This window comes from Pseudarthrobacter raffinosi (assembly GCF_023913835.1).
Classification (GTDB): Bacteria; Actinomycetota; Actinomycetes; order Actinomycetales; family Micrococcaceae; genus Arthrobacter; species Arthrobacter raffinosi.
The window spans coordinates 1-20,785 of record NZ_JAMXBG010000007.1; the positions used below are offsets into that span (position 1 = coordinate 1).

Sequence of the window (20,785 nt, forward strand, 5' to 3'; positions counted from 1 at the left end):
GGAGAGTAGGTCACCGCCGGAACATCATTACAGGTCGAGAGCCCCCCAACCACCAGGTTGGGGGGCTCTCCCACGTTAACCACCACACCACAAACACCCCACAAACGCAGGACTAGCCCGGAACCCCACCGAAAACGCGGCACCCACCACACCCGCCGCCGTCGTGCACCACACAACCCGGCACCCGAAGTGACAGAGCGTCCGGCTGAACGTCGCACGAACTGAGAGAGCATCCGGCGGAACACTCCAGGAACTACGAGAGCGTCACCTGGGGAGTGTGAACATTCCCACGACGGCGGCCTGGAGGCGGATCCATGTCATCTGTCGGTGGGGTCTCGCCTAGAATTGAGTGAGATGTACGGACTTCGAAGCGCTTGATTTCGGGTTGCGTAGGATAACGAAACACGGAACGAGCGGCTGCGATTGCGCCAGTGGTCGGCTCATAACAGGAGGAATCCCCATGGCTGAGCACAACGGCGGCAACCGCGGCGGCAACGACCGCGGTCCTTTCCGCGGCAACAACAATTCTGGCGGCGACCCGCGCGGATTCCGTTCCCGCGAAGACCGTAACCCAGAGGCTCCGAAGCGCGCGCCTGGTTCCGGCGAACGTAAGCCTTTTGGTGATCGTCCGCGTCGTGAAGGTGATGGCGAGCGGCGGACCTTCGGTGGTGGAGAGCGTAAGCCTTTCAGTGGTGGCGGAGACCGGAAACCGTTCACAGGCGGCGGCGGTGGTGAGCGGAAGCCCTATGGTGACCGTGACAACAAGCCTTTTGGTGACCGTCCGCGCCGCGAGGGTGACGGTGAGCGGAAGCCTTATGGTGACCGTCCGCGCCGCGAAGGTGACGGCGAACGTCGCAGCTTTGGCGGCGGAGAGCGCAAGCCCTTTAGTGGCGGCGGAGACCGGAAACCGTTCACGGGCGGCGAACGCAAACCCTATGGTGACCGTGACAACAAGCCTTATGGTGACCGTCCGCGCCGCGAAGGTGACGGCGAACGTCGAGGTTTCTCCGGCGGTGACAACCGCAAGCCGTTCGGAGACCGCCAGGACCGCGCCCCCCGCAGCTTTGACCGTGGCGATTCCGGCCCCCGCCAGTTCGGCAAGGACCGTGCAGAAGACCGCCCGGTCCGTGTACCCAACGCGCGTGACCTTCGCAGCGCGAACCGCCCGGACCGCGAACGTTCCCCGGAAATCGATGAGGATGTCACGGGCAAGGAGCTTGACCGCGCTACGCAGCACCAGATCAAGACCCTGGAAGACAAGAGCGCCGAGTGGGTTGCCCGCCACCTGGTAATGGCCGGACGCCTGATCGACGAAGAGCCCGAGCTGGCTTTCCAGCACGCCCTCGCCGCGAGCCGGCGTGGTGGCCGGCTGGCTGCCGTCCGTGAAGCCGTCGGACTCACTGCTTACGCGGCAGGACACTACGGCGAAGCACTGCGCGAATTCCGGACCTACCGCCGCATCAGCGGTTCAAACGTCCACCTGCCCGTGATGGCAGACTGCGAACGCGGACTCGGTCGGCCTGACCGCGCTCTCGACGTTGTACGTTCCGAGGAAGCCAAAGACCTGGACGCGCCCGGCAAAGTCGAACTGGCCATGGTTGCAGCCGGGGCCCGGACCGACCTCGGACAGCTGGACGCCGCCGTAGCAGAACTGGAAATTCCCCAGCTGGACATGAACCGGGCGTTCTCCTACAGCCCGCGGCTGTTCCGGGCCTACGCCAACGCCCTGTCCGGTGTTGGTCGGGAAGATGAGGCGGCAAAATGGCAGAAGCAGGCAGTTGTGGCTGAAAATGCCCTGGGCCTCGGCGTCGATGAGGAACCCGACATCGTGGACCTCGGCTGGGACGAGGAAGAGGAAGCCCGCGAGGAAGCCCAGCGCCGGCGTCTGCTGGAGCGAGCTGCCGCAGGCCCCGAAGCCACTGCTTCCACGCCCGCTGCCCGTTCCGAGGTAGCCGCGGAGAAGACTGCCGTTGAGGCCGCCGCCGTGGATGCAGAGATCGACGACGTGGAATCGGATTTCTTCGAGTCCGATGACGCCGAGTCTGACGAGGATTCCCTCGAAGCAGATGAGCTGGAAGCCGGCGACGCCGAGCACGGTGAAGAAGTGCGCGATGAAGAAGAGCACAGCGAAGCAGACGACAGCAGCAACGGCGTCGATGGCCACTCTGACGGACGGGACAGCTAGCGCGCTATGACTGAAGTTCCACTGATTTCCCTGTTCGACGCCCTTTTGGCGGACCTGGACGGCGTGGTCTACGCCGGGCAGCACGCCATCCCAGGCGCCGTGGACTCGCTGCAGCAACTGGAGGGTTTGGGCATTGGCCTGGGGTATGTCACCAACAATGCCTCCCGCACCCCGGCGCAGGTAGCGGCGCATCTCCGTGAACTAGGTGCACCGGCGGACGACGACCAGGTGGTCAGCTCCTCGCAAGCCGCGGCCGAACTCCTGGCGTCACTCGTCGCCCCCGGAGCGCGGGTGCTCATCACCGGCAGCCCCGCTCTGGCGCAGGAAATCGAGCTGGTGGGATTGACGCCTGTTTACAGCCAGGACGAGGATCCGGTAGCCGTGGTCCAGGGATTCAATCCCGGGATCAGCTGGAAAGATCTTGCCGAGGCGGCGTACGTCGTGTCGGCCGGAGCACTGTGGATCGCAACCAACACCGATATGTCCATTCCGCAGGCACGCGGCATAGCCCCGGGCAACGGCACCCTGGTGGCAGCTGTAGCCGCCGCCACCGGACAGACGCCGCAGGTTGCCGGCAAGCCGGAGGCCCCGCTCTTCCACGCCGCCGCCAAACGGCTCACGGCTGACCGCCCGCTGGTGGTGGGCGACCGTCTGGACACCGACATCCTCGGCGGCAACAACGCCGGGTTTGCCACGGTGGCAGTGCTGACCGGCGTCGACACCACAGCTAGCATCCTGGCCGCACGCACTGCGGAACGCCCGGACTACATCATCAATTCCCTCAGCGACCTCCACCGCCCCTACCCGGCGCTGGACCACACTGACGGAACGCACCGCTGCGGGGCCTCCACTGCGCGGGTCAGCGGTGACACTATCCACGTCAGCGGCAGCGAGAGCGACCTGGATTCCTGGCGGGCCGCCTGCGCCGCCTGGTGGACTGCGGTCCCCGACGCCGCACTGCCCACCGAACCCAAACTCGAGTGGCGCAATCATTAGACTGGTCCAATGACTGAGCTGAACGAACCGCACCATCCGGAAGCAGCCCAGCCAACACAGGAATGGCCGGACACGGCGGCGTCGGCAACCAGCGATCCATCCATTGCGGCGATAACGGCCGCGCTGGACGGCGTCGAACGGTTGCCCGTGTCTGAGCATGAGGCTGTTTACAGCGACCTCCACGATGCCCTGCTGCACGCGTTGAACGAAGAGGCCCCAAACGGCGAAGGAGACGCTTGAGCATGGCACGACTTGACCAGGCGCTCGTCGCCCGCGGCCTGGCCAGGTCCCGGACCCACGCTGCTTCGTTGATCGCCGAGGGCAAGGTGAGCTCGGCCGGGCAGGTCCTGTCCAAGGCGTCCCTCCAGGTCGACGACGGCAAGGACCTGTCGGTCGAGCACACGGAAGAGGACAGCTACGTCAGCCGGGCCGGCCACAAGCTCGCCGGCGCTCTGGACGTATTCCCGGAGGTCACGGTTGCGGGCAAAAGGTGCCTGGACGCCGGCGCCTCCACCGGCGGCTTCACCGAGGTGCTCCTGCGGCGCGGTGCGGCACACGTGGTGGCCGTCGACGTCGGCCATGACCAGCTCGTCCCGCAACTCCGCGCCGATGACCGCGTAGCCGTGCATGAAGGCATGAACGTGCGGTACATGGCGCCGGAGGACATCGGCGGCCAGGCCGAACTCACGGTAGCCGACCTCTCCTTCATCTCGCTGACCCTGGTGGTCCTGCCCCTGGCGCTGTGCACGCAGCCGGGCGGCGATCTGGTGCTGATGGTGAAGCCCCAGTTCGAGATCGGCAAGGACCGGCTGGGCCGCACCGGTGTGGTCACCTCCGAGCGCGAACGCCGGATGGCAGTGGAAAAAGTTGCCAATGCGGCGCTCGACGCCGGACTGGACTTATGCGGCTTAGCGGCCAGTCCGCTGCCGGGCCAGGACGGAAACGTCGAATACTTCCTGTGGATAAAGCGCAGGATGACCCAAGAACTGCCTAAGATCGAAGAGCGCCTCGCAGCCATTGACGGATTGCTTGGCCGAATCTGGCCGAACCACTAGAAAGCGGAACCCGATGAGCAGGCGAGTACTTGTCCTTGCCCACACTGGCCGCGAGGAGTCACTGAAGGCCGCCTGGGAAGCCTGCGCCCAACTGCATGACTCCGGCATTGTTCCCGTCATGCAGGAGTCTGAGCTGCGTGACATGGAAAGATTCTTCGGGCAGCTCACGCAGCCGGTGGAGATCCTGCACGACCATGTACAGCTGCCGGACGTCGAGCTGGTGATGGTCCTGGGCGGTGACGGCACCATCCTGCGCGCCGCAGAGCTGGTGCGCGAGGTGGACGTACCCTTGCTGGGCGTCAACCTTGGCCACGTCGGCTTCCTGGCCGAGAGCGAGCGGGCGGACCTGGCCCAAACGGTGGAATGGATTGCCCGCCGCGACTACACGGTTGAAGAGCGCATGACCATCGACGTCCAGGTCTGGGTCCGCGGCCAGAAGATCTGGCATACCTGGGCCCTGAATGAGGCCGCGATCGAAAAGGGCAACCGCGAACGCATGATCGAGGTGGTGACCGAAGTGGATGAGCGCCCGCTGACGTCCTTCGGCTGCGACGGCGTGGTGGTGGCCACCCCCACAGGCTCCACCGCGTACGCGTTTTCCGCCGGCGGGCCCGTCGTGTGGCCGGAGGTCGAGGCCCTGGTGATAGTTCCCATCAGCGCCCACGCGCTCTTTGCCAAACCGCTGGTGGTATCGCCCCGGTCCCGGCTGGCCGTGGAAGTCCTCACCCGCACCGGTGCCCAGGGTGTGCTCTGGTGCGATGGCCGGCGCTCCGTGGACCTGCCGCCCGGCGCCCGGGTTGAAGTGACCAAGTCCGCCACTCCGGTCAGGCTGGCCAGGACGCACCAGACGCCCTTTTCAGCGCGTCTGGTCCGCAAATTCGAACTCCCCATTCACGGCTGGCGCGGGCCCGTGCCGCAGTCGGAGACGATTCACACCGGACCCATCCCGATCGTCCGGACGCCGCGGCCCAGGCCGCCGCTCCAGCTTGCCTCCGGCGACCAGCCGGAGGACGATACCGATCCCACGACCGCAAAGTGAACCATGCTTGAAGAACTGAGAATCCGCGATCTGGGCGTCATCACCGACGCCACGCTGCCGCTGGGCCCCGGGCTGAGCGTCGTTACCGGCGAAACCGGTGCCGGCAAAACGATGGTGGTCACCGCCGTCGGCCTACTGCTGGGGGCGAGGTCCGACGCCGGGGCGGTCCGGAGCGGGGCGAAGAGCGCCACGGCGGAGGCCGTCCTCAAGCTCGACGCCGGGCATCCGGCGATTGCCCGGGCAGTTGAAGCGGGTGCCGACGTGGAGGAGTTCGACGGCGGCGCTGAGCTTATTCTTGCGCGTCGCCTCGGTGCGGACGGGCGCAGCCGGGCCTTCCTGGGCGGGCGGGCCGCCCCGGTGGGCGTTCTGGCGGAGATCGGTGAAACCCTCGTGGTGGTCCACGGGCAGTCGGACCAGATCAGGCTGAAGGGGGCGTCCGCCCAACGCGGCGCCCTCGACAAATTTGCCGGCGATGCGCTGGCGGGCCCGATGGCCTCCTACCAGGCGCTCTACAGCCATTGGAAGGCCAGCCAGGCGGAGCTGGAAACCCTTCGCAGCGCCGCCCGGGACAGGCTCCGCGAGGCCGAGTCGCTGGAAGTCGCCCTGGCCGAAATCAGCACCGTGGATCCGCAGCCGGGGGAGGACGAATCCCTCAAGGCGGAGGCTGTGAAACTGGCCAACGTAGAAGAGCTCAGGATTGCGGCGAACACGGCGCACCAGGCGCTCATCGCGGAGGACTACGGTGACGCGGGCGACGCCACCACCCTCGTGGACGTTGCGAAAAGGACCCTGGAGCACGTGGCCGAGCACGACGCCGAGCTCGGGTCCGCCGCAGCACGGTTGGCCGAAGTGGGCTTCCTGCTCAACGACATCGCCACGGAGCTGGCCAGCTACCAGGCCGGCCTGGACTCAGAGGGTCCGGAACGCCTCGCCGAGATCGAGGACCGGCGGGCCGCCCTGGCCACGTTGGTCCGCAAGTACGCCCCCAGCATTGACGAAGTCCTGGTGTGGGCGGAAAACGCCCGGGTCCGTTTCGACGAGCTGCAGGACGACTCCACCAGGATCGAAGCCCTGGACGCAGACGTTGTCCGTACCGAAGCGGAACTGCAGAAGCAGGCTGCCGCCGTCAGCAAAATCCGGGCCAAGGCTGCCAAGGACCTCTCCGGCCGGGTGAGCTCGGAGCTGAAGGCACTCGCCATGGCCGACGCCACGCTGGTCATCACCCGTGAGGCGGCCGGTCAGCTGACACCGCATGGAGCCGACGAGATCGCGTTCCTGCTCCAGCCGCACTCCGGAGCCCCGGCCCGTCCGCTGGGCAAGGGCGCCTCCGGTGGCGAACTCTCCAGGGTCATGCTGGCCATCGAGGTGGTGCTGGCCGCTGTGGACCCGGTGCCCACGTTTGTGTTTGACGAGGTGGACGCCGGGGTCGGTGGCCGGGCCGCCGTCGAAATTGGCCGCCGGCTGGCCATGCTGGCACAGCACGTGCAGGTCCTGGTGGTCACACACCTGCCGCAGGTGGCAGCCTTCGCGGACCAGCACATCACTGTCACCAAGACATCCGTCAGAGGGGCCGACGGCGGCACCGCCACCGGGTTCACGTCCAGTGATGTTCGCCTCCTCGACGGCCAGGAGCGGGTGCGGGAGCTCGCCCGGATGCTGGCCGGCCAGGAGGATTCAGAATCAGCCCAGGCGCACGCCCAGGAGCTGCTGGACGACGCAAAACTGCTGCCGCAGCGGGCCTGACGGCCTGCACCCCTTGATCGCAGGGCGCCTTGCCATGCACACTGGATCATTTGGGGAGACAGTTCCTGATCGGGGAAAGGCTCAATTGATGATAGGCTCGAATTCCGTGGTGCAGCGATCAAATTCCCGTGTAAATTCCCGGTTCCCGGGCTCGTCCAAGACGACCAAACACATCTTCGTAACCGGTGGTGTGGCGTCCTCGCTCGGTAAGGGACTGACGGCTTCGAGCCTCGGTCACCTCCTGCGGGCACGCGGTCTGTCTGTAACTATGCAGAAGCTCGATCCCTATCTGAACGTGGATCCGGGCACGATGAACCCCTTCCAGCACGGCGAAGTCTTCGTCACCGACGACGGCGCCGAGACGGACCTGGACATCGGACACTACGAGCGGTTCCTCGACGAAAACCTCGAGGGCTCAGCCAACGTGACCACCGGCCAGGTCTACTCCACCGTGATCGCCAAGGAACGCCGCGGCGAATACCTCGGTGACACGGTCCAGGTCATCCCGCACATCACCGATGAGATCAAGCGGCGCATGCGGCTTCCGGCCGAGGGCAAAAACGCGCCGGACGTCATCATCACTGAAATCGGCGGCACCGTGGGCGACATCGAGTCGCAGCCCTTCCTCGAGTCGGCCCGCCAGGTCCGCCAGGACATTGGCCGCGGCAACGTCTTCTTCGTCCACGTCTCCCTGGTGCCCTACATCGGACCCTCGCAGGAACTGAAGACCAAACCGACGCAGCACTCCGTGGCAGCCCTGCGCTCCATCGGCATCCAGCCCGAGGCCATCGTGGTCCGCTCGGACCGCGAAGTCCCCGAGCCGATGCGCGCCAAGATCGGCCGCATGTGCGACGTCGATATCGAAGCCGTCATCGGATGCCCGGATGCCCCCAGCATCTACGACATCCCCAAGACCCTGCACACCCAGGGACTGGATTCCTACATCGTCCGTGCACTGGACCTGCCGTTCAAGGACGTTGACTGGACCAGCTGGGACAAGCTGCTCGAAGCAGTGCACAACCCCAAGCACCACGTGGAAATCGCGCTGGTGGGCAAGTACATCGACCTGCCGGACGCCTACCTGTCCGTGACCGAGGCCCTGCGTGCCGGCGGCTTCGCCAACGACACCAAGGTCAAGATCCGCTGGGTACCGTCGGATGAATGCGAAACCCATGAAGGCGCCGTGGCGTCCCTGGACGGCGTGGACGCCATCTGCGTTCCCGGCGGCTTCGGCATCCGCGGCCTTGAAGGCAAGCTGGGCGCCCTGAAGTACGCCCGTGAAGCCAAGCTGCCTGTCCTGGGCCTGTGCCTGGGCCTGCAGTGCATGGTGATCGAATATGCGCGCAACGTGGTGGGCCTTGAGGGCGCTTCCTCCAGCGAATTCGAGCCGGATTCGAAATACCCGGTGATTGCCACCATGGAAGAGCAGCTGGACATCGTGGACGGCAAGGGCGATCTTGGCGGCACCATGCGTCTGGGCCTGTACGAGGCAAAGCTCGACGACGGCTCGGTCATCGCAGAGACCTACGGGAAAACCACCGTCAGCGAACGCCACCGGCACCGCTACGAGGTCAACAACAAATACCGCGACCAGATCGCCGCCGAGGGCCTCGTGTTCTCCGGAACGTCGCCGGACGGCAAGCTTGTGGAATTCGTAGAGCTGCCCCGCGAGGTCCACCCGTTCTACGTGGCAACCCAGGCGCACCCTGAACTGAGCTCACGGCCCACGCGGCCGCACCCGCTCTTCGCCGGGCTCGTCAAGGCCGCACTGGACCACCAGAAAGCACAGGACGCGCCGGCAGCCAAGCCGTTGCGTACGGTTGCCGCAAAATAAAACCGAATAAGTAGAGGACGGCGCGATGCCCGGCACACCTGAAACCCCACAAGCTGCACGGCAGGTTTCGGATGCGCCGAGCCCGCGCCGTCTTCTGTCTACGGAGAAGGTCTATGAAGGTCGGATCTGGGATGTGGTCAGTGACAGCTTCCAGCTGAGCGAGACAGGGGAGTCCCTGACCCGCGACTACATCGACCACCCCGGCGCCGTGGCTGTCCTGCCGATGAACGACGCCGGCGAAGTTCTGCTGATCAGGCAGTACCGGCACCCCGTGGGCATGGACCTTTGGGAAATCCCTGCCGGCCTGCTGGATGTGGAAGGCGAGGATTTTGTGGCGGGCGCTGCCCGCGAGCTCGCCGAGGAGGCGGACCTTGCAGCCGGCGAATGGAACGTCCTGGTGGACTTCTTCAACTCGCCGGGCTCCTCCAGCGAGGCCATCCGCATCTACCTCGCCCGGGACCTCACCGACGTGCCTCACCACGAACGCCATGAGCGGACCGATGAGGAGGCCGAGATTGAATTCCACTGGATCGCCCTGGACGACGCTGTGGCCGCAGTTTTGGAAGGCAGGCTGCACAACCCGTCCGCCGTCGTCGGAATCCTGGCCGCCGCCGCGGCGAAAGCTGACGGCTTTGCGGGATTGCGTCCGGCGGATGCACCCTGGCCTGCGCACCCCAGCCAGCGTTGATGACGGCGAGTACTGAGGCGGCAGCCCCGACGCCGCCCGTCCGGCCACAGACGGCCATCGACCGCGCCATCACCGAGTATCTGCAACATATGGGCGTGGAACGCGGTCTGGCCGTAAATACACTCTCCGCCTACCGCCGTGACCTGACCCGGTATTCCCGCTACGTGACGTCGGAAGGCTGCCACGGCCCGGGCCAGATCACCCGCCACCACGTGACGGGGTTCCTGATGGCCCTCAACGACGGATCCGACGGCGGCACAGCGCTGGGCGTCCGGTCTGCCGCCAGGACTGTGGTGGCCGTCCGGGGGCTGCACAAGTTCTGGGCTCTGGAGGGGATCACAACGACGGACCCCGCCAGCGACGTCCACCCGCCCATGCCGGGCAAAAGGCTGCCCAAGGCCATCAGCGTGGACGAAGTCACCCGGATCCTTGAAGCCGCGAGCACGGACACCGCCACAGGGCTCAGGGACCGGGCCCTGCTCGAATTTCTCTATTCCACCGGGGCGAGGATCAGCGAGGCCGTGGGCCTGGACGTTGACGACATCGCCCTGCACGAGGCCGAAGCCGGGCCCGCCGTGGTCCGCCTGTTCGGCAAGGGATCCAAGGAACGGCTGGTGCCGCTGGGATCCTATGGGGCGCGGGCTGTGGACGCGTACCTGGTGCGCGGCCGTCCACTGCTGGCGGCGAAGGGCAAGGGAACGCCCGCCCTGTTCCTGAACGCCCGCGGCGGCAGGATCAGCCGGCAAAGCGCCTGGACCATCCTGAAGGCGGCCGCGGACAAAGCCAACGTCACCAAGGATGTTTCCCCGCACACACTGCGACACTCGTTCGCGACGCATCTGCTCGAAGGCGGCGCCGATGTCCGCGTGGTGCAGGAACTCCTGGGGCACGCCTCAGTTACCACAACGCAGGTCTACACCCTGGTTACGGCTGACACACTGAGGGAAATTTACGCAGCAGCCCACCCTCGGGCGCTGGGCTGACGCCGGCGGCCAGGCTATAGGGTTGGGGCATGACGTTTACCCCTGTCACGCTGTGCTTTCTCACCCGTGAGTCCGCCGGTGTGCCACAGGTCCTGCTTGGCCTGAAGAAGACCGGCTTCGGCCGCGGCAAAGTGGTGGGACTTGGCGGCCATGTTGAGCCGGGGGAGACGGATGAAGAGGCTGCCTGCCGCGAAGTCCACGAGGAAGCCGGGATTGTGGTCCGGCAGGAGGATCTGCGCGACGCCGGCGTGGTGACCTTCGATTTTCCTGCCCGCCCGGAGTGGAACATGAGTTCGCGGCTCTTTGTCGCAGCCAGTTGGACCGGGCAGCCGGCCGAAAGTGCCGAGATCCGGCCGGAATGGTTCGACGTCGGCGCCTTGCCGGTGGACCGGATGTGGCAGGACGCAGCGCACTGGCTGCCGCTCGCCCTTGCCGGGTCTTTCTTGCGCCTGACAGTGGTCCTGAACGATGACAACGAGACCGTCCGCGAAGTGCTGGACTGATCACGCCCCACCTCTGGCGTTGGCGTAACGGCCGACGGCGGGCCGGTTGGGCCCACGCCGGCGAGGGACCCGAACCGAGCTTGCGAGGTTGGGAGCCGGTGGGGAGGATTACGGAACGTGCCGTTCGTCCGGTCCGTTGTACTCGCTCAGCGGGCGGATCAGGGAGTTGCTGGCTGCCTGTTCCATGATGTGGGCGGTCCACCCGGTGATGCGGCTGGCCACGAACAGGGGAGTGAACGTGGCAGTGTCGAAGCCCATCAGGTGGTAGGTGGGGCCGGCCGGGTAGTCGAGGTTCGGTTTGATGGCCTTGGCCTCGTCCATGGCCTGCTCGAGGCCGTTGTACAGCCCCAGCAGTTCAGGGCGGCCGTAGTGGGCGATCATTTTGTCCAGCGCGGCCTTCATGGTGGGGACGCGGGAGTCCCCGTGCTTGTAGACGCGGTGGCCGAAGCCCATGACCTTTTTCTTGTGGGCCAGTGCATCCTCCATCCAAGCCTTTGCCCGGGCGGCCGCTTCGTCCAGTGATTCCTCAGGCCGGATGCCGATCTCGTCGAAGGTGTGCATCACGGCTTCGTTGGCGCCGCCATGCAGCGGGCCCTTGAGTGCGCCGATTGCGCCCGTTACTGCCGAGTGCAGGTCGGACAGGCTGGAGGTGATCACGCGGGCGGTGAAGGTGGAGGCGTTGAAGGAGTGCTCGGCGTACAGGATCATCGAGACGTTGAAGGCCTCCACGACCTCCGGGACCTGGTCTTCGCCGAACGCCATCCACAGGAAGTTTTCCGAGTAGCCCAGGTCATCACGGGGCTCCACGACTTCCTGGCCGCGCCGGCGTCGCTGGTCGTAGGCGACCACCGCGGGCATGGCTGCGAAGAGGTCCACGGCCTTGGCCATGTTGGCCTCGGGCGAGGAGTCCTCGGCCAGAGGGTGGCGGGCGCCCATGACGGATGCTGCGGTCCGGCAGACATCCATCGGGTGGGCGGTAGCGGGAATTGTGTCGACGATCTTCTTCACCACAGGATCAAGGGCGCGGCCGGCGCGCTCGCGGGCAGAGAACGCGGACAGCTCTTCAGGGGTGGGCAGTTCGCCGTTCCACAAGAGGAAGGCCACTTCCTCGAAGCTGCATTTGGCGGCGAGCTCCTGGACGGGATAGCCGCGGTACAGCAGCGAATTGGTGTCCGGGTTGACCTTCGAAACCGCGGTGTAGTCCACCACGACGCCGGCCAGGCCCTTCTTGATATCAACAGCTTCCATGCTGTCCTCCTTCGTTCATTGGGCAAGCCCGGATGTGCCGGAATGCTTGCAGTCTCCTTGGTGAGCTCTCGGGTCCTAGCGGACGCCGGGAATTTGGAAGTTGAAAACGCCGGTATCGAAGTGGTTGTAGGCCTCATAGTCCACAAGGTCATAAAGCCGCGCACGGGTGAGCATGTTCTCCACCTGTGCTTCCTGCGACCCTGTTGCCTTGATCGATTCCAGAGTACGCTCTGCTGCGCCCATGGCAATGCGCAGCAGCGTGACCGGATAAATGACCATGTTGACGCCCACACCCTGCAGCTGGTCCACGGTGAACAGATCGCTCTTGCCGAACTCGGTCATGTTGGCAAGGATCGGCACGTCCACGGCGTCGCGGATGGCCTGGAACTCGGACAGGTCCTTCATCGCTTCCGGGAAGATGGCGTCAGCACCGGCTTCCACGAGGGCCCGTGCCCGGTCCTTGGCGGCTTCGATTCCCTCCACGGCGCGGATATCGGTCCGGGCCATGATGAGGAAGTTCGGATCGCGGCGGGCGTCGGCCGCGGCGCGGATGCGCTTGGTGGCCGTGTCCTGGTCCACCACGTTCTTGCCGTCCAGGTGCCCGCAGCGCTTGGGATTGAACTGGTCTTCGATGTGGCAGCCGGCCAGGCCGGCGTTCTCCAGTTCCTGGATGCTGCGGGCCACGTTCATGGGCTCGCCGAAGCCCGTGTCCGCGTCCACCAGCGTGGGCAGGTCAGTCATTCGGGCGATCTGCCCGGCACGCGTGGCCACCTCGGTGAGGGTGGTCAGCCCGATGTCCGGCAGGCCCAGGTCATTGGCCAGCACCGCTCCGGAGACGTAAACACCGGCGAAGCCCTTTTCCTCGATCAGCCGCGCCGAGAGCGGGCTGAACGCGCCCGGGAACTGCTGGATGGTGCCGGACGCGAGCATGGCGCGAAGCGCGATCCGCTTCTGTTCCGGGGTTGTCTTGGAATACAGCATCTGATTCTCCTGTGCGGGGTGGGTAGGCAGAGCTTAGAAGAGGCCGGCGGGTGCGTTGCTGAGGTCGATGACGCCGGGGGCGGCGGTGATGTTCAGCTGGTCCAGTTCGCCCGGGCCCAGGTCCGGAAGGCTTTCGGCGGCGGCGAGGAATCGCTCGATTTCCTCCTCTGCGACCAGACCGGCTGCCAGGGTGCGGAACTTGTTGATGTACTGCTGGCGGGCGAACGGCCGGGCGCCGAGCGGGTGCGCGTCCGCTACGGCGATCTGGTCGGTGATGACCGTGCCGTCGTTCAGGGTGATCTCCACGGAACCGCCGAAGGCCTTCTCGGCGATGTCCAGCGAATGGTAGCGGCGGGTCCATTCGGCGTCTTCGACGGTGCTGACCTTGTTCCACAGCTCCACAGTGTCGGCGCGGCCGGCACGCTCAGGACTGTAGGAGTCAACGTGGTGCCAGGAGCCGTCCTGGAGTGCCACCGTGAAGATGTACGGGATGGAGTGGTCCAGGGTTTCCCGGCTGGCCGTGGGGCTGTACTTCTGCGGGTCGTTGGCGCCCGAACCGATCACGTAGTGCGTGTGGTGGCTGGTCTTGATCAGGACCGACGTCACGTTGGACGGGTCCGTTGCCTCGGGGTGCTCAGTATGCAGCTTGCGGGCCAGATCGATCCAGGCCTGGGCTTGGTATTCGGCGGAGTGTTCCTTGGTGTACGTGTCCATGATGGCGCGCTTGGCTTCGCCGGCCTCGGGCAGCGGGACCTCGTAGGAGGCGTCCGGGCCATCCAGCATCCAGGCGATCACGCCGTCTTCGCCTTCGTAGATCGGCACGGGGGAGGTCTGGCCGCGCATGGAGCGGTCCACGGCTTCCACCGCCATCTTGCCTGCGAACGCCGGCGCGTGCGCCTTCCAGGTGGAGATTTCGCCCTTGCGGGACTGGCGGGTGGCCGTGGTGGTGTGCAGCGCCTGGCCGACGGACTGGAAGATGGTCTCGACGTCCAGGCCCAAGAGTGTGCCGATGCCGGCAGCGGCGGACGGGCCGAGGTGGGCCACGTGGTCGATCTTGTGCTTGTGAAGGCAGATCGCCTTGACCAAGTTGACCTGGATCTCGTAGCCGGTGGCGATGCCGCGGATCAGGTCCTTGCCGCTCGCGCCGACGTGCTGTCCAACGGCGAGAATCGGCGGGATGTTGTCGCCAGGGTGGGAGTAGTCAGCCGCCAGGAACGTGTCATGGTAATCGAGCTCGCGGACGGCCACGCCGTTCGCCCAGGCTGCCCACTCGGGGGAGACGCGGTCCGTGATGCCGAAGACGCCGGCGCCCTTGCCGTTGGTGGTCGGTGCGTGGGTCAACGCCTGGGCGCGGGCAGCCACGATCGGGCCGCGGTTCAGGGAAGCGATGGCCACGGAGGCATTGTCGATGACACGGTTGATGACCATCTCGGTGACCTCGGGCGTGACCTCGACGGCGTCGGCGGCGACGACGGCGATCTTGTGCGCCAGCTGGTCTTCACGGGCCAGGTTCTCTTCGCTCTTGTAGACGCGGACGTGGTTGAGCTTAACCATGGTGCTCCTTCTTAGTGCTGTGGGTGGGTAGCTTTGACGTGGGAAAGGCTGCGGTGCAGGTGCAGGGTGGTGGCTGCTTCGGCAAGCCTGGCGTTGCCTGCGGCGATGGCCTCCGCGATGGCCGCGTGTTCGACGGCGGCAGCGTACAGTCGCGGGGCGTCATCGGCCGCGAGGCGGCGGACCCGGACCAGATGGACACGCAGGCTGCGCATCGCCTGCGCGAGGTAGGAGTTGGAGATGGCGGCGTCGATCGCCTCATCCAGCCGGCCCACCAGGGCGTAATACTCATGCCGGGCCGGATCGGTGTCGCTGATCAGCTCCTGCGCCCGCAGGAGATCGGTGTGGAGCTTCTCAAAGACAGCGCGCTCGCCGCGTTCGGCAGCCAGGGCTGCAGCCCTGCCCTCGAGGGTTTCGCGGAGCTCGAACATCTCATCGATGTCCTCCAGTGAGATGTCGGTGACGACGACGCCGCGGCCGCCTGCCGCCGTCGTCAGCCCTTCTGCGCTAAGCCGGCTCAGCGCCTCCCGGACCGGAGTGCGTGAGACGCCCAGGCGCTCCGACTGCTCCACTTCGGCGAGGACCGTTCCGGGCGTCAGGCGCCATTCGATAATGTCTTCGCGAAGCGTCGCATAGGCTTTGTCGCTGGCCCGCATGGTCCCTCCCGTCAATCTGCTCATGGGCACCAGTGTATACACGAATTGCCGAAAGACCCAGCAAAAGCCAGTTGATCAGCGAAATAGCCGCAGGTATGTATACATAGGCCTTGTCTGGTGCGGGTTGCCCGCATAGCATGGTGGCAACACAGCGACGTGAACGGGAGCCCATGATGGTCAGCGGAAATTACCGGGAAACATATTCGCGCAGCATCGAAAAGAAGGACGCCTTCTGGCTTGAGGCAGCAGGCGGCGTGACCTGGTCCAGGACGCCGGAAACCGCGCTTGATGGATCGGCCGCCCCGCTGTTCCAATGGTTTCCCGATGGCATGCTCAACACGAGCTACAACGCCCTGGACCGCCACGTTGAGGCCGGCCGCGGGGACCAGGATGCCCTCATCTACGACTCCGCGATGCTGGGGATCAAACGCACGTACAGCTACGCCGAACTGACGGACCTCGTGGCGCGGTTCGCGGGTGTGCTGCGCTCGCAGGGAGTCCGCAAAGGGGACAGGGTGGTCATCTACATGCCCATGATTCCCGAGGCCGCCATCGCGATGCTGGCGACCGCCCGGCTCGGGGCCGTGCATTCGGTGGTTTTCGGCGGATTCGCGCCCAAGGAACTCGCCGCCCGCATCAAGGATGCCGGTCCGGCCGCGATTGTGACGGCGTCCGGCGGGATTGAGCCCTCGCGCCGGGTGGAGTATCTTCCGGCGGTTGCCGAAGCGCTCGAACTCGCCGGCGCTGGGCAGACGCCCGTCATAGTCAAGGACCGGGAAGGCTTTGTGCACTCGGCATCCGAGTATCCGGACTGGCTGGACTGGGACCGGTGCTTTGACGCGGCCGCCCCGGCGGCAGCAGTGGATGTCGCAGCAACCGACCCCCTTTACATCCTCTACACCTCGGGCACCACCGGCACGCCGAAGGGCGTTGTACGGGACAACGGCGGCCATGCAGTGGCGCTCAGCTGGACCATGGCAAACATCTACGACGTCGGTCCGGGTGACGTGATGTGGACGGCGTCCGACGTCGGCTGGGTGGTGGGTCATTCCTACATTGTTTATGGCCCGCTGCTGGCCGGTGCCACCACGGTCCTCTACGAGGGCAAGCCCGTGGGGACGCCTGATGCGGGAGCGTTCTGGCGCGTGGTGCAGGACCACAAGGTCAACGTCCTGTTCACCGCACCCACGGCCCTGCGCGCGATCCGCAAGGCCGATCCTCAGGCGGCAGAGCTGGCCCGGTACGACATCTCCACCCTGCGCACGCTGTTTGCGGCCGGCGAGCGGCTGGACACGGACACCTACCGCTGGGCAGGTGAGGTCCTGGGTGTTCCGGTGGTGGACCACTGGTGGCAGACCGAAACCGGCTGGGCCATCTGCGCCAACCCTCGCGGGCTGGAGGACCTTCCCTTCAAGCCCGGGTCACCTACCGTGCCCATGCCCGGCTTCGAACTGAAGATTGTCGACGGCTCCGGGGCGGCGGTGCAGCAGGGGGAGGAGGGCAACATTGTCCTGCAGCTTCCCTTGCCTCCCGGAACCCTTACAACCCTGTGGCAGAACGACGACCGCTATGTGTCCTCGTACCTGGCTGCCTTCGAAGGCAGCTACGCCACGGGCGACAGCGGCTACCGGGATGCTGACGGCTACGTCTTTGTGATGGGCCGGACCGACGACATCATCAACGTGGCCGGCCACCGGCTGTCCACCGGTGCGATTGAGCAGGTCATCGCCAGCCATCCGGCCGTCGCTGAATGTGCCGTGATCGGCGTGGCGGATCCCCTCAAGGGTCAGCGGGCCAGCGGCTACGTGGTGCTCAAAGCAGGGGTCACCACCCCTGAGGACGAGCTGGTCCGGGAGCTGATCGCCCTTGTCAGGAAGGACATCGGGCCGGTGGCCGACTTCAAACACGCCACAGTGGTCGAAGCGCTCCCCAAGACCAGGTCAGGGAAGATCCTGCGCAAGACCATGCGGCAAATAGCCGACGGCGAAGCGTACGTGGTGCCCTCCACGATTGACGATCCGGACGTCATCGGGCAGTTGCTGGGCGAGCTTCGGCCAGAAGGCGCCGTTTAGTACTGCAGTCGCGTTTAGTTTGGGCTCCATCGGCGGTTTAACCGGACTTTCCGCCCGGAGCCTCTTGAGCGTTGGTGGTGAGTAATGGCAGAAAGCGGTGAACTGATCGGGCAGCGGCAGCGGCGTCGGGGTTGAGCAGGTGGTCGAGTGAATGGACACGACTGAATGTCCACGACGCCGGCACACTGCACCAGAAGATCCCATCACCCCGGGCCAGGGCAAGGCGCTGTCCGGGAACGTACGCGAGAGCTATCTGCGGGCACCGTGGTGGACACCGAGGCCGGCGCATCCGGCGGGGAAAGCTGAGCGCTCCCCGAAGCACCGCGACGTCGAACCCCCGGACGCGAAGAAGCCTTGACCGTGATCTGCCCCACAGCTACATTAGTTTCACGGCACGAAAGATTTTTTCCGAGATGCGGAATTTTAATTCCATGGCGCCACCCGTACAAGGGTGGTGCTCCGCATCCGCAGCACCAGTTCCCGTCCACACCCGCAACGCCCTTTCCGCCACTCGGAGGTCTGCATTATGTCCCACCAACACGGTCCCGACGAGCACGGGCACCCGAATCTGATTGACCCGGAGCCGTGGGGCACCGGTGACCCCGCGGTCGAGGAGATCGTGAGGGGAGGGCCAGCCACGCGGGTCCAGGTGCCCGCGGGCGTGAGCCGCCGACTCTACAACGAGGACCTGGCGCCCACCACGCGCAAGGGCCGCACCTGGCACGCCTACAGCATCTTCACGCTCTGGGCGAATGACGTGCACTCGCTGGGCAACTACGTGTTCGCCATCGGACTGTTCGCCCTGGGATTGGGCGCCTGGCAGATCATGCTCGCCTTCCTGCTCGGCGCCGTCCTGCTGTTCCTTCTCCTGAACCTCTCGGGGTTCATGGGCGAGCGGACGGGCGTGCCGTTCCCGGTCATGAGCAGGATCGCGTTCGGCATCCGGGGCTCCAATATCCCAGCCATCATCCGCGGCGCTGTGGCCGTGGCATGGTTCGGCATTCAGACCTATCTGGCCTCGGTGGTGCTCCGGGTGCTCATCTTGGCCCTCGCGCCGTCCCTGGCGCCGCTCGATACAGACTCGTTCCTCGGACTCTCGACTCTGGGCTGGATCTCGTTCGTTGCGCTGTGGGCGATGCAGACGGTGATCGTGAGCTTCGGCATGGAGATGATCCGCAAGTACGAGGCCTTCGCCGGCCCCATAATCCTGGTCACCATGCTCGCGCTGGCCGTCTGGATGTTGGTGGAGGCCGGCGGGACCATCGCCTGGTCCACCGCCGACTCGCTGACCGGCCCAGTGATGTGGGTGCGGATTTTCCAGTCCGCGGCGCTATGGGTCGTCGTCTACGGGACGTTCGTGCTGAACTTCTGCGACTTCACCCGGGGCGCGCCCTCGGAGCGGTCGGTGGTACGCGGCAACTTCTTCGGCATCCCCATCAACATGCTCTTCTTCGCCGCCATCGTGATCGTCCTCGCCGGCGCCCAGTACAAGATCGACGGAACAGTCATCGAGTCGCCCACCGACATCGTCAACGCCATCCCGAATACGTTCCTGCTGGTGCTTGCCTGCCTGGCTCTGATCATCCTGACGGTGGCCGTGAACCTCATGGCCAACTTCGTGGCTCCCATCTACACACTGGCCCACCTTTTCCCGCGGACCCTGACCTTCCGCCGCGCAGCCATTATCTCCGCGTTGATCGGCCTAGTGATCCTGCCGTGGAACCTGTACAACTCGCCCGTGGTCATCGTCTACTTCCTCGGCGGGCTGGGCGCCCTCCTGGGGCCACTGTTCGGCGTGATAATGGCCGACTACTGGCTGGTCCGGAAGGGCCGGGTCAACATTCCGGATTTGTACTCGGACTCCCCCGACGGGGAGTATGCCTACACCCGTGGCGTCAACCGGAAGGCTGTCATCGCGGGTACACCGGCCGCGATCGTCGCCCTGGTGCTGGCTCTCGTCCCTGCGTTCACCTACATTTCCGGCTTCTCCTGGTTCGTCGGCGCGATCCTGGCCGCCGTCACCTACCTTCTGATCATGGATCGCCACGCGCCGTTCCACGCCGTCGACGGCGAGGAGATCGCTGTCGCCCCGAAGCACTGACCGGCCCCACAAGGGCAAGAGCCCCAACGAAGGAGTTCCAATGCTTCAGGTATTGACCTCGCGGTTCCTGTTCGGTCCGGGACCGAGCAACTGCTACCCCGAAGTGACCGCCGCATTGGCGCATCCGGTGATTGGGCACCTGGATCCGGTCTTCATTGAACGGCTCGATAGCACCTGCGAGGGCCTCCGCACGGTCTGGGGGACTCAGAATGCCCGCACTCTGCCATTGAGCGTCACCGGTTCCGGCGGCATGGAAGCGGCTTTTGTGAACACCGTGGACGACGGCGATGTGGCAGTGATCGCCGTCAACGGCCTCTTCGGTGAGCGCATGTGTGACGTGGCCCGCCGCTGCGGCGCCACTGTGGTTCGTGTAGACCACGAATGGGGCACGCCCATCGACGTCGAACGCGTCCTGGCGACCCACCCGCGGCCGAAGGTGATTGCGGCCGTCCACGCTGAAACGTCGACTGGCGTGCTGTCCGACGTCGCGTCGCTCGGGCAGAACAAGGGTGATGCGCTGTTAATTGTCGACGCCGTGACATCCATCGGCGGCCTGGAACTCCTGGCAGACGACTGGGGAATCGACGTCGGCTATGCCGGCACCCAGAAATGCCTCGGCGTGCCACCGGGGCTGTCGCCCTTCACCATGTCGGGTAGGGCCTTCGAGCGAAGGATCAAGAATCCCCGCTCCTGGTACCTGGACGTCGGACTGCTCGGCGGTTACGTCGGGGCCGCCAGCGGCAGCGGCAGAACCTACCATCACACGCCGCCGGTCACCATGATCGCCGGTCTCGAGGCGGGCTTGCAAAGAATCCTGGCCGAGGGACTGGACGCGGTCCAGGCGCGCCACCGCGCGGCAGGGGCCGCGTTGCAGGCGGGGCTCCAGGAGATGGGACTTGAGCTGTTCGCGGCCGAGGGCCACCGGCTGCCCAGCCTCACCACTGTCAAGGTCCCGGACGGTGTCGACTCCGCGGCCGTGCGCCGCCATCTTCTGGAGCACTTCAGCATCGAGATTGGCTCAGGGGCGGGCAAGTATGCTTCCAGCATCTGGCGGATCGGAATGATGGGACCCAACGCAAACGCCGCATCAGTGACTCTGGCGCTGGGGGCCCTCAAGGAAGCCATCGCCTCTGCCTAGCCACAGACTCTG

At 65.7% G+C, this 20,785-nt stretch carries 16 protein-coding genes and 1 pseudogene; 13 read left to right on the forward strand and 4 right to left on the reverse strand.

Translation table 11 applies throughout. From position 1 onward, the window contains the following. Positions 1–460: 460 nt before the first annotated feature. From NG697_RS08535 to NG697_RS08580, 10 genes are all read left to right on the forward strand, one after another. Positions 461–2,185, forward strand: coding sequence for a hypothetical protein (locus NG697_RS08535; RefSeq protein WP_252614020.1), 1,725 nt, complete (start codon positions 461–463; stop codon positions 2,183–2,185). A 6-nt stretch (positions 2,186–2,191) separates the two neighbouring features. After that, entirely contained in the window at positions 2,192–3,181 is a 990-nt protein-coding gene (locus tag NG697_RS08540) for an HAD-IIA family hydrolase (protein ID WP_252609105.1), read from the forward strand. A gap of 9 nt (positions 3,182–3,190) precedes the next feature. Then, positions 3,191–3,421, forward strand: a complete 231-nt coding sequence (locus NG697_RS08545; RefSeq protein WP_252609106.1) for a hypothetical protein — start codon at positions 3,191–3,193, stop codon at positions 3,419–3,421. 2 nt (positions 3,422–3,423) lie between these two features. After that, a complete protein-coding gene (locus NG697_RS08550) occupies positions 3,424–4,236 on the forward strand; it encodes a TlyA family RNA methyltransferase (protein ID WP_252609107.1) in 813 nt (270 codons plus the stop codon). 13 nt (positions 4,237–4,249) lie between these two features. Continuing rightward, positions 4,250–5,275, forward strand: a complete 1,026-nt coding sequence (locus tag NG697_RS08555) for an NAD kinase (RefSeq protein WP_252614021.1) — start codon at positions 4,250–4,252, stop codon at positions 5,273–5,275. A 3-nt stretch (positions 5,276–5,278) separates the two neighbouring features. Next, the gene (recN, locus tag NG697_RS08560) at positions 5,279–7,018 is read left to right on the forward strand and encodes a DNA repair protein RecN (RefSeq protein ID WP_252609109.1); all 1,740 of its coding nucleotides are present in this window, start codon (positions 5,279–5,281) and stop codon (positions 7,016–7,018) included. Positions 7,019–7,106: 88 nt separating this feature from the next. Further along, positions 7,107–8,852, forward strand: a complete 1,746-nt coding sequence (gene pyrG, locus NG697_RS08565; protein WP_252600686.1) for a CTP synthase — start codon at positions 7,107–7,109, stop codon at positions 8,850–8,852. 25 nt (positions 8,853–8,877) lie between these two features. Then, complete coding sequence (locus NG697_RS08570) at positions 8,878–9,540, forward strand: NUDIX domain-containing protein (RefSeq protein WP_056342385.1); 663 nt, start codon at positions 8,878–8,880, stop codon at positions 9,538–9,540. Then, positions 9,540–10,523 (forward strand): site-specific tyrosine recombinase XerD, encoded by a 984-nt coding sequence (gene xerD / locus NG697_RS08575; RefSeq protein WP_252609110.1) that lies wholly within the window; start codon positions 9,540–9,542, stop codon positions 10,521–10,523. The genes NG697_RS08570 and xerD overlap by 1 nt, the downstream gene beginning before the upstream one ends. A 29-nt stretch (positions 10,524–10,552) precedes the next feature. After that, a complete protein-coding gene (locus NG697_RS08580; protein WP_252600689.1) occupies positions 10,553–11,026 on the forward strand; it encodes an 8-oxo-dGTP diphosphatase in 474 nt (157 codons plus the stop codon). A gap of 108 nt (positions 11,027–11,134) precedes the next feature. On the opposite strand, the gene NG697_RS08585 is transcribed toward NG697_RS08580, so the two are convergent. From NG697_RS08585 to NG697_RS08600, 4 genes and pseudogenes are all read right to left on the reverse strand, one after another. After that, positions 11,135–12,274, reverse strand: coding sequence for a bifunctional 2-methylcitrate synthase/citrate synthase (locus tag NG697_RS08585; RefSeq protein ID WP_252609111.1), 1,140 nt, complete (start codon positions 12,272–12,274; stop codon positions 11,135–11,137). A gap of 75 nt (positions 12,275–12,349) precedes the next feature. Continuing rightward, positions 12,350–13,255 (reverse strand): methylisocitrate lyase, encoded by a 906-nt coding sequence (gene prpB / locus NG697_RS08590; RefSeq protein WP_252600691.1) that lies wholly within the window; start codon positions 13,253–13,255, stop codon positions 12,350–12,352. Between the two features lie 33 nt (positions 13,256–13,288). Beyond that, complete coding sequence (locus tag NG697_RS08595) at positions 13,289–14,809, reverse strand: MmgE/PrpD family protein (RefSeq protein WP_252600693.1); 1,521 nt, start codon at positions 14,807–14,809, stop codon at positions 13,289–13,291. Next, positions 14,802–15,462, reverse strand: a pseudogene (locus NG697_RS08600) (GntR family transcriptional regulator). Before NG697_RS08600 ends, NG697_RS08595 begins: the two are co-directional and overlap by 8 nt. Before the next feature lie 173 nt (positions 15,463–15,635). Between NG697_RS08600 and NG697_RS08605 the strand changes: the two are divergent. From NG697_RS08605 to NG697_RS08615, 3 genes are all read left to right on the forward strand, one after another. Continuing rightward, positions 15,636–17,534 carry an acetate--CoA ligase gene (locus NG697_RS08605; RefSeq protein WP_252609192.1) on the forward strand — a complete coding sequence of 633 codons (1,899 nt, stop codon included), beginning with the start codon at positions 15,636–15,638 and terminating at the stop codon, positions 17,532–17,534. A 526-nt stretch (positions 17,535–18,060) separates the two neighbouring features. Further along, complete coding sequence (locus tag NG697_RS08610; protein WP_252614022.1) at positions 18,061–19,635, forward strand: NCS1 family nucleobase:cation symporter-1; 1,575 nt, start codon at positions 18,061–18,063, stop codon at positions 19,633–19,635. 40 nt (positions 19,636–19,675) lie between these two features. After that, positions 19,676–20,773, forward strand: a complete 1,098-nt coding sequence (locus NG697_RS08615; protein ID WP_252609112.1) for a pyridoxal-phosphate-dependent aminotransferase family protein — start codon at positions 19,676–19,678, stop codon at positions 20,771–20,773. Positions 20,774–20,785 lie beyond the last annotated feature (12 nt).

Bases quoted from the DNA above. Each gene is read 5' to 3' on its own strand.
- NG697_RS08535 (WP_252614020.1), top strand. From the start codon at position 461: ATGGCTGAGCACAACGGCGGCAACCGCGGCGGCAACGACCGCGGTCCT.
- NG697_RS08540 (WP_252609105.1), top strand. From the start codon at position 2,192: ATGACTGAAGTTCCACTGATTTCCCTGTTCGACGCCCTTTTGGCGGAC.
- NG697_RS08545 (WP_252609106.1), top strand. From the start codon at position 3,191: ATGACTGAGCTGAACGAACCGCACCATCCGGAAGCAGCCCAGCCAACA.
- NG697_RS08550 (WP_252609107.1), top strand. From the start codon at position 3,424: ATGGCACGACTTGACCAGGCGCTCGTCGCCCGCGGCCTGGCCAGGTCC.
- NG697_RS08555 (WP_252614021.1), top strand. From the start codon at position 4,250: ATGAGCAGGCGAGTACTTGTCCTTGCCCACACTGGCCGCGAGGAGTCA.
- recN (WP_252609109.1), top strand. From the start codon at position 5,279: ATGCTTGAAGAACTGAGAATCCGCGATCTGGGCGTCATCACCGACGCC.
- pyrG (WP_252600686.1), top strand. From the start codon at position 7,107: ATGATAGGCTCGAATTCCGTGGTGCAGCGATCAAATTCCCGTGTAAAT.
- NG697_RS08570 (WP_056342385.1), top strand. From the start codon at position 8,878: ATGCCCGGCACACCTGAAACCCCACAAGCTGCACGGCAGGTTTCGGAT.
- xerD (WP_252609110.1), top strand. From the start codon at position 9,540: ATGACGGCGAGTACTGAGGCGGCAGCCCCGACGCCGCCCGTCCGGCCA.
- NG697_RS08580 (WP_252600689.1), top strand. From the start codon at position 10,553: ATGACGTTTACCCCTGTCACGCTGTGCTTTCTCACCCGTGAGTCCGCC.
- NG697_RS08585 (WP_252609111.1), bottom strand. From the start codon at position 12,274: ATGGAAGCTGTTGATATCAAGAAGGGCCTGGCCGGCGTCGTGGTGGAC.
- prpB (WP_252600691.1), bottom strand. From the start codon at position 13,255: ATGCTGTATTCCAAGACAACCCCGGAACAGAAGCGGATCGCGCTTCGC.
- NG697_RS08595 (WP_252600693.1), bottom strand. From the start codon at position 14,809: ATGGTTAAGCTCAACCACGTCCGCGTCTACAAGAGCGAAGAGAACCTG.
- NG697_RS08605 (WP_252609192.1), top strand. From the start codon at position 15,636: ATGGTCAGCGGAAATTACCGGGAAACATATTCGCGCAGCATCGAAAAG.
- NG697_RS08610 (WP_252614022.1), top strand. From the start codon at position 18,061: ATGTCCCACCAACACGGTCCCGACGAGCACGGGCACCCGAATCTGATT.
- NG697_RS08615 (WP_252609112.1), top strand. From the start codon at position 19,676: ATGCTTCAGGTATTGACCTCGCGGTTCCTGTTCGGTCCGGGACCGAGC.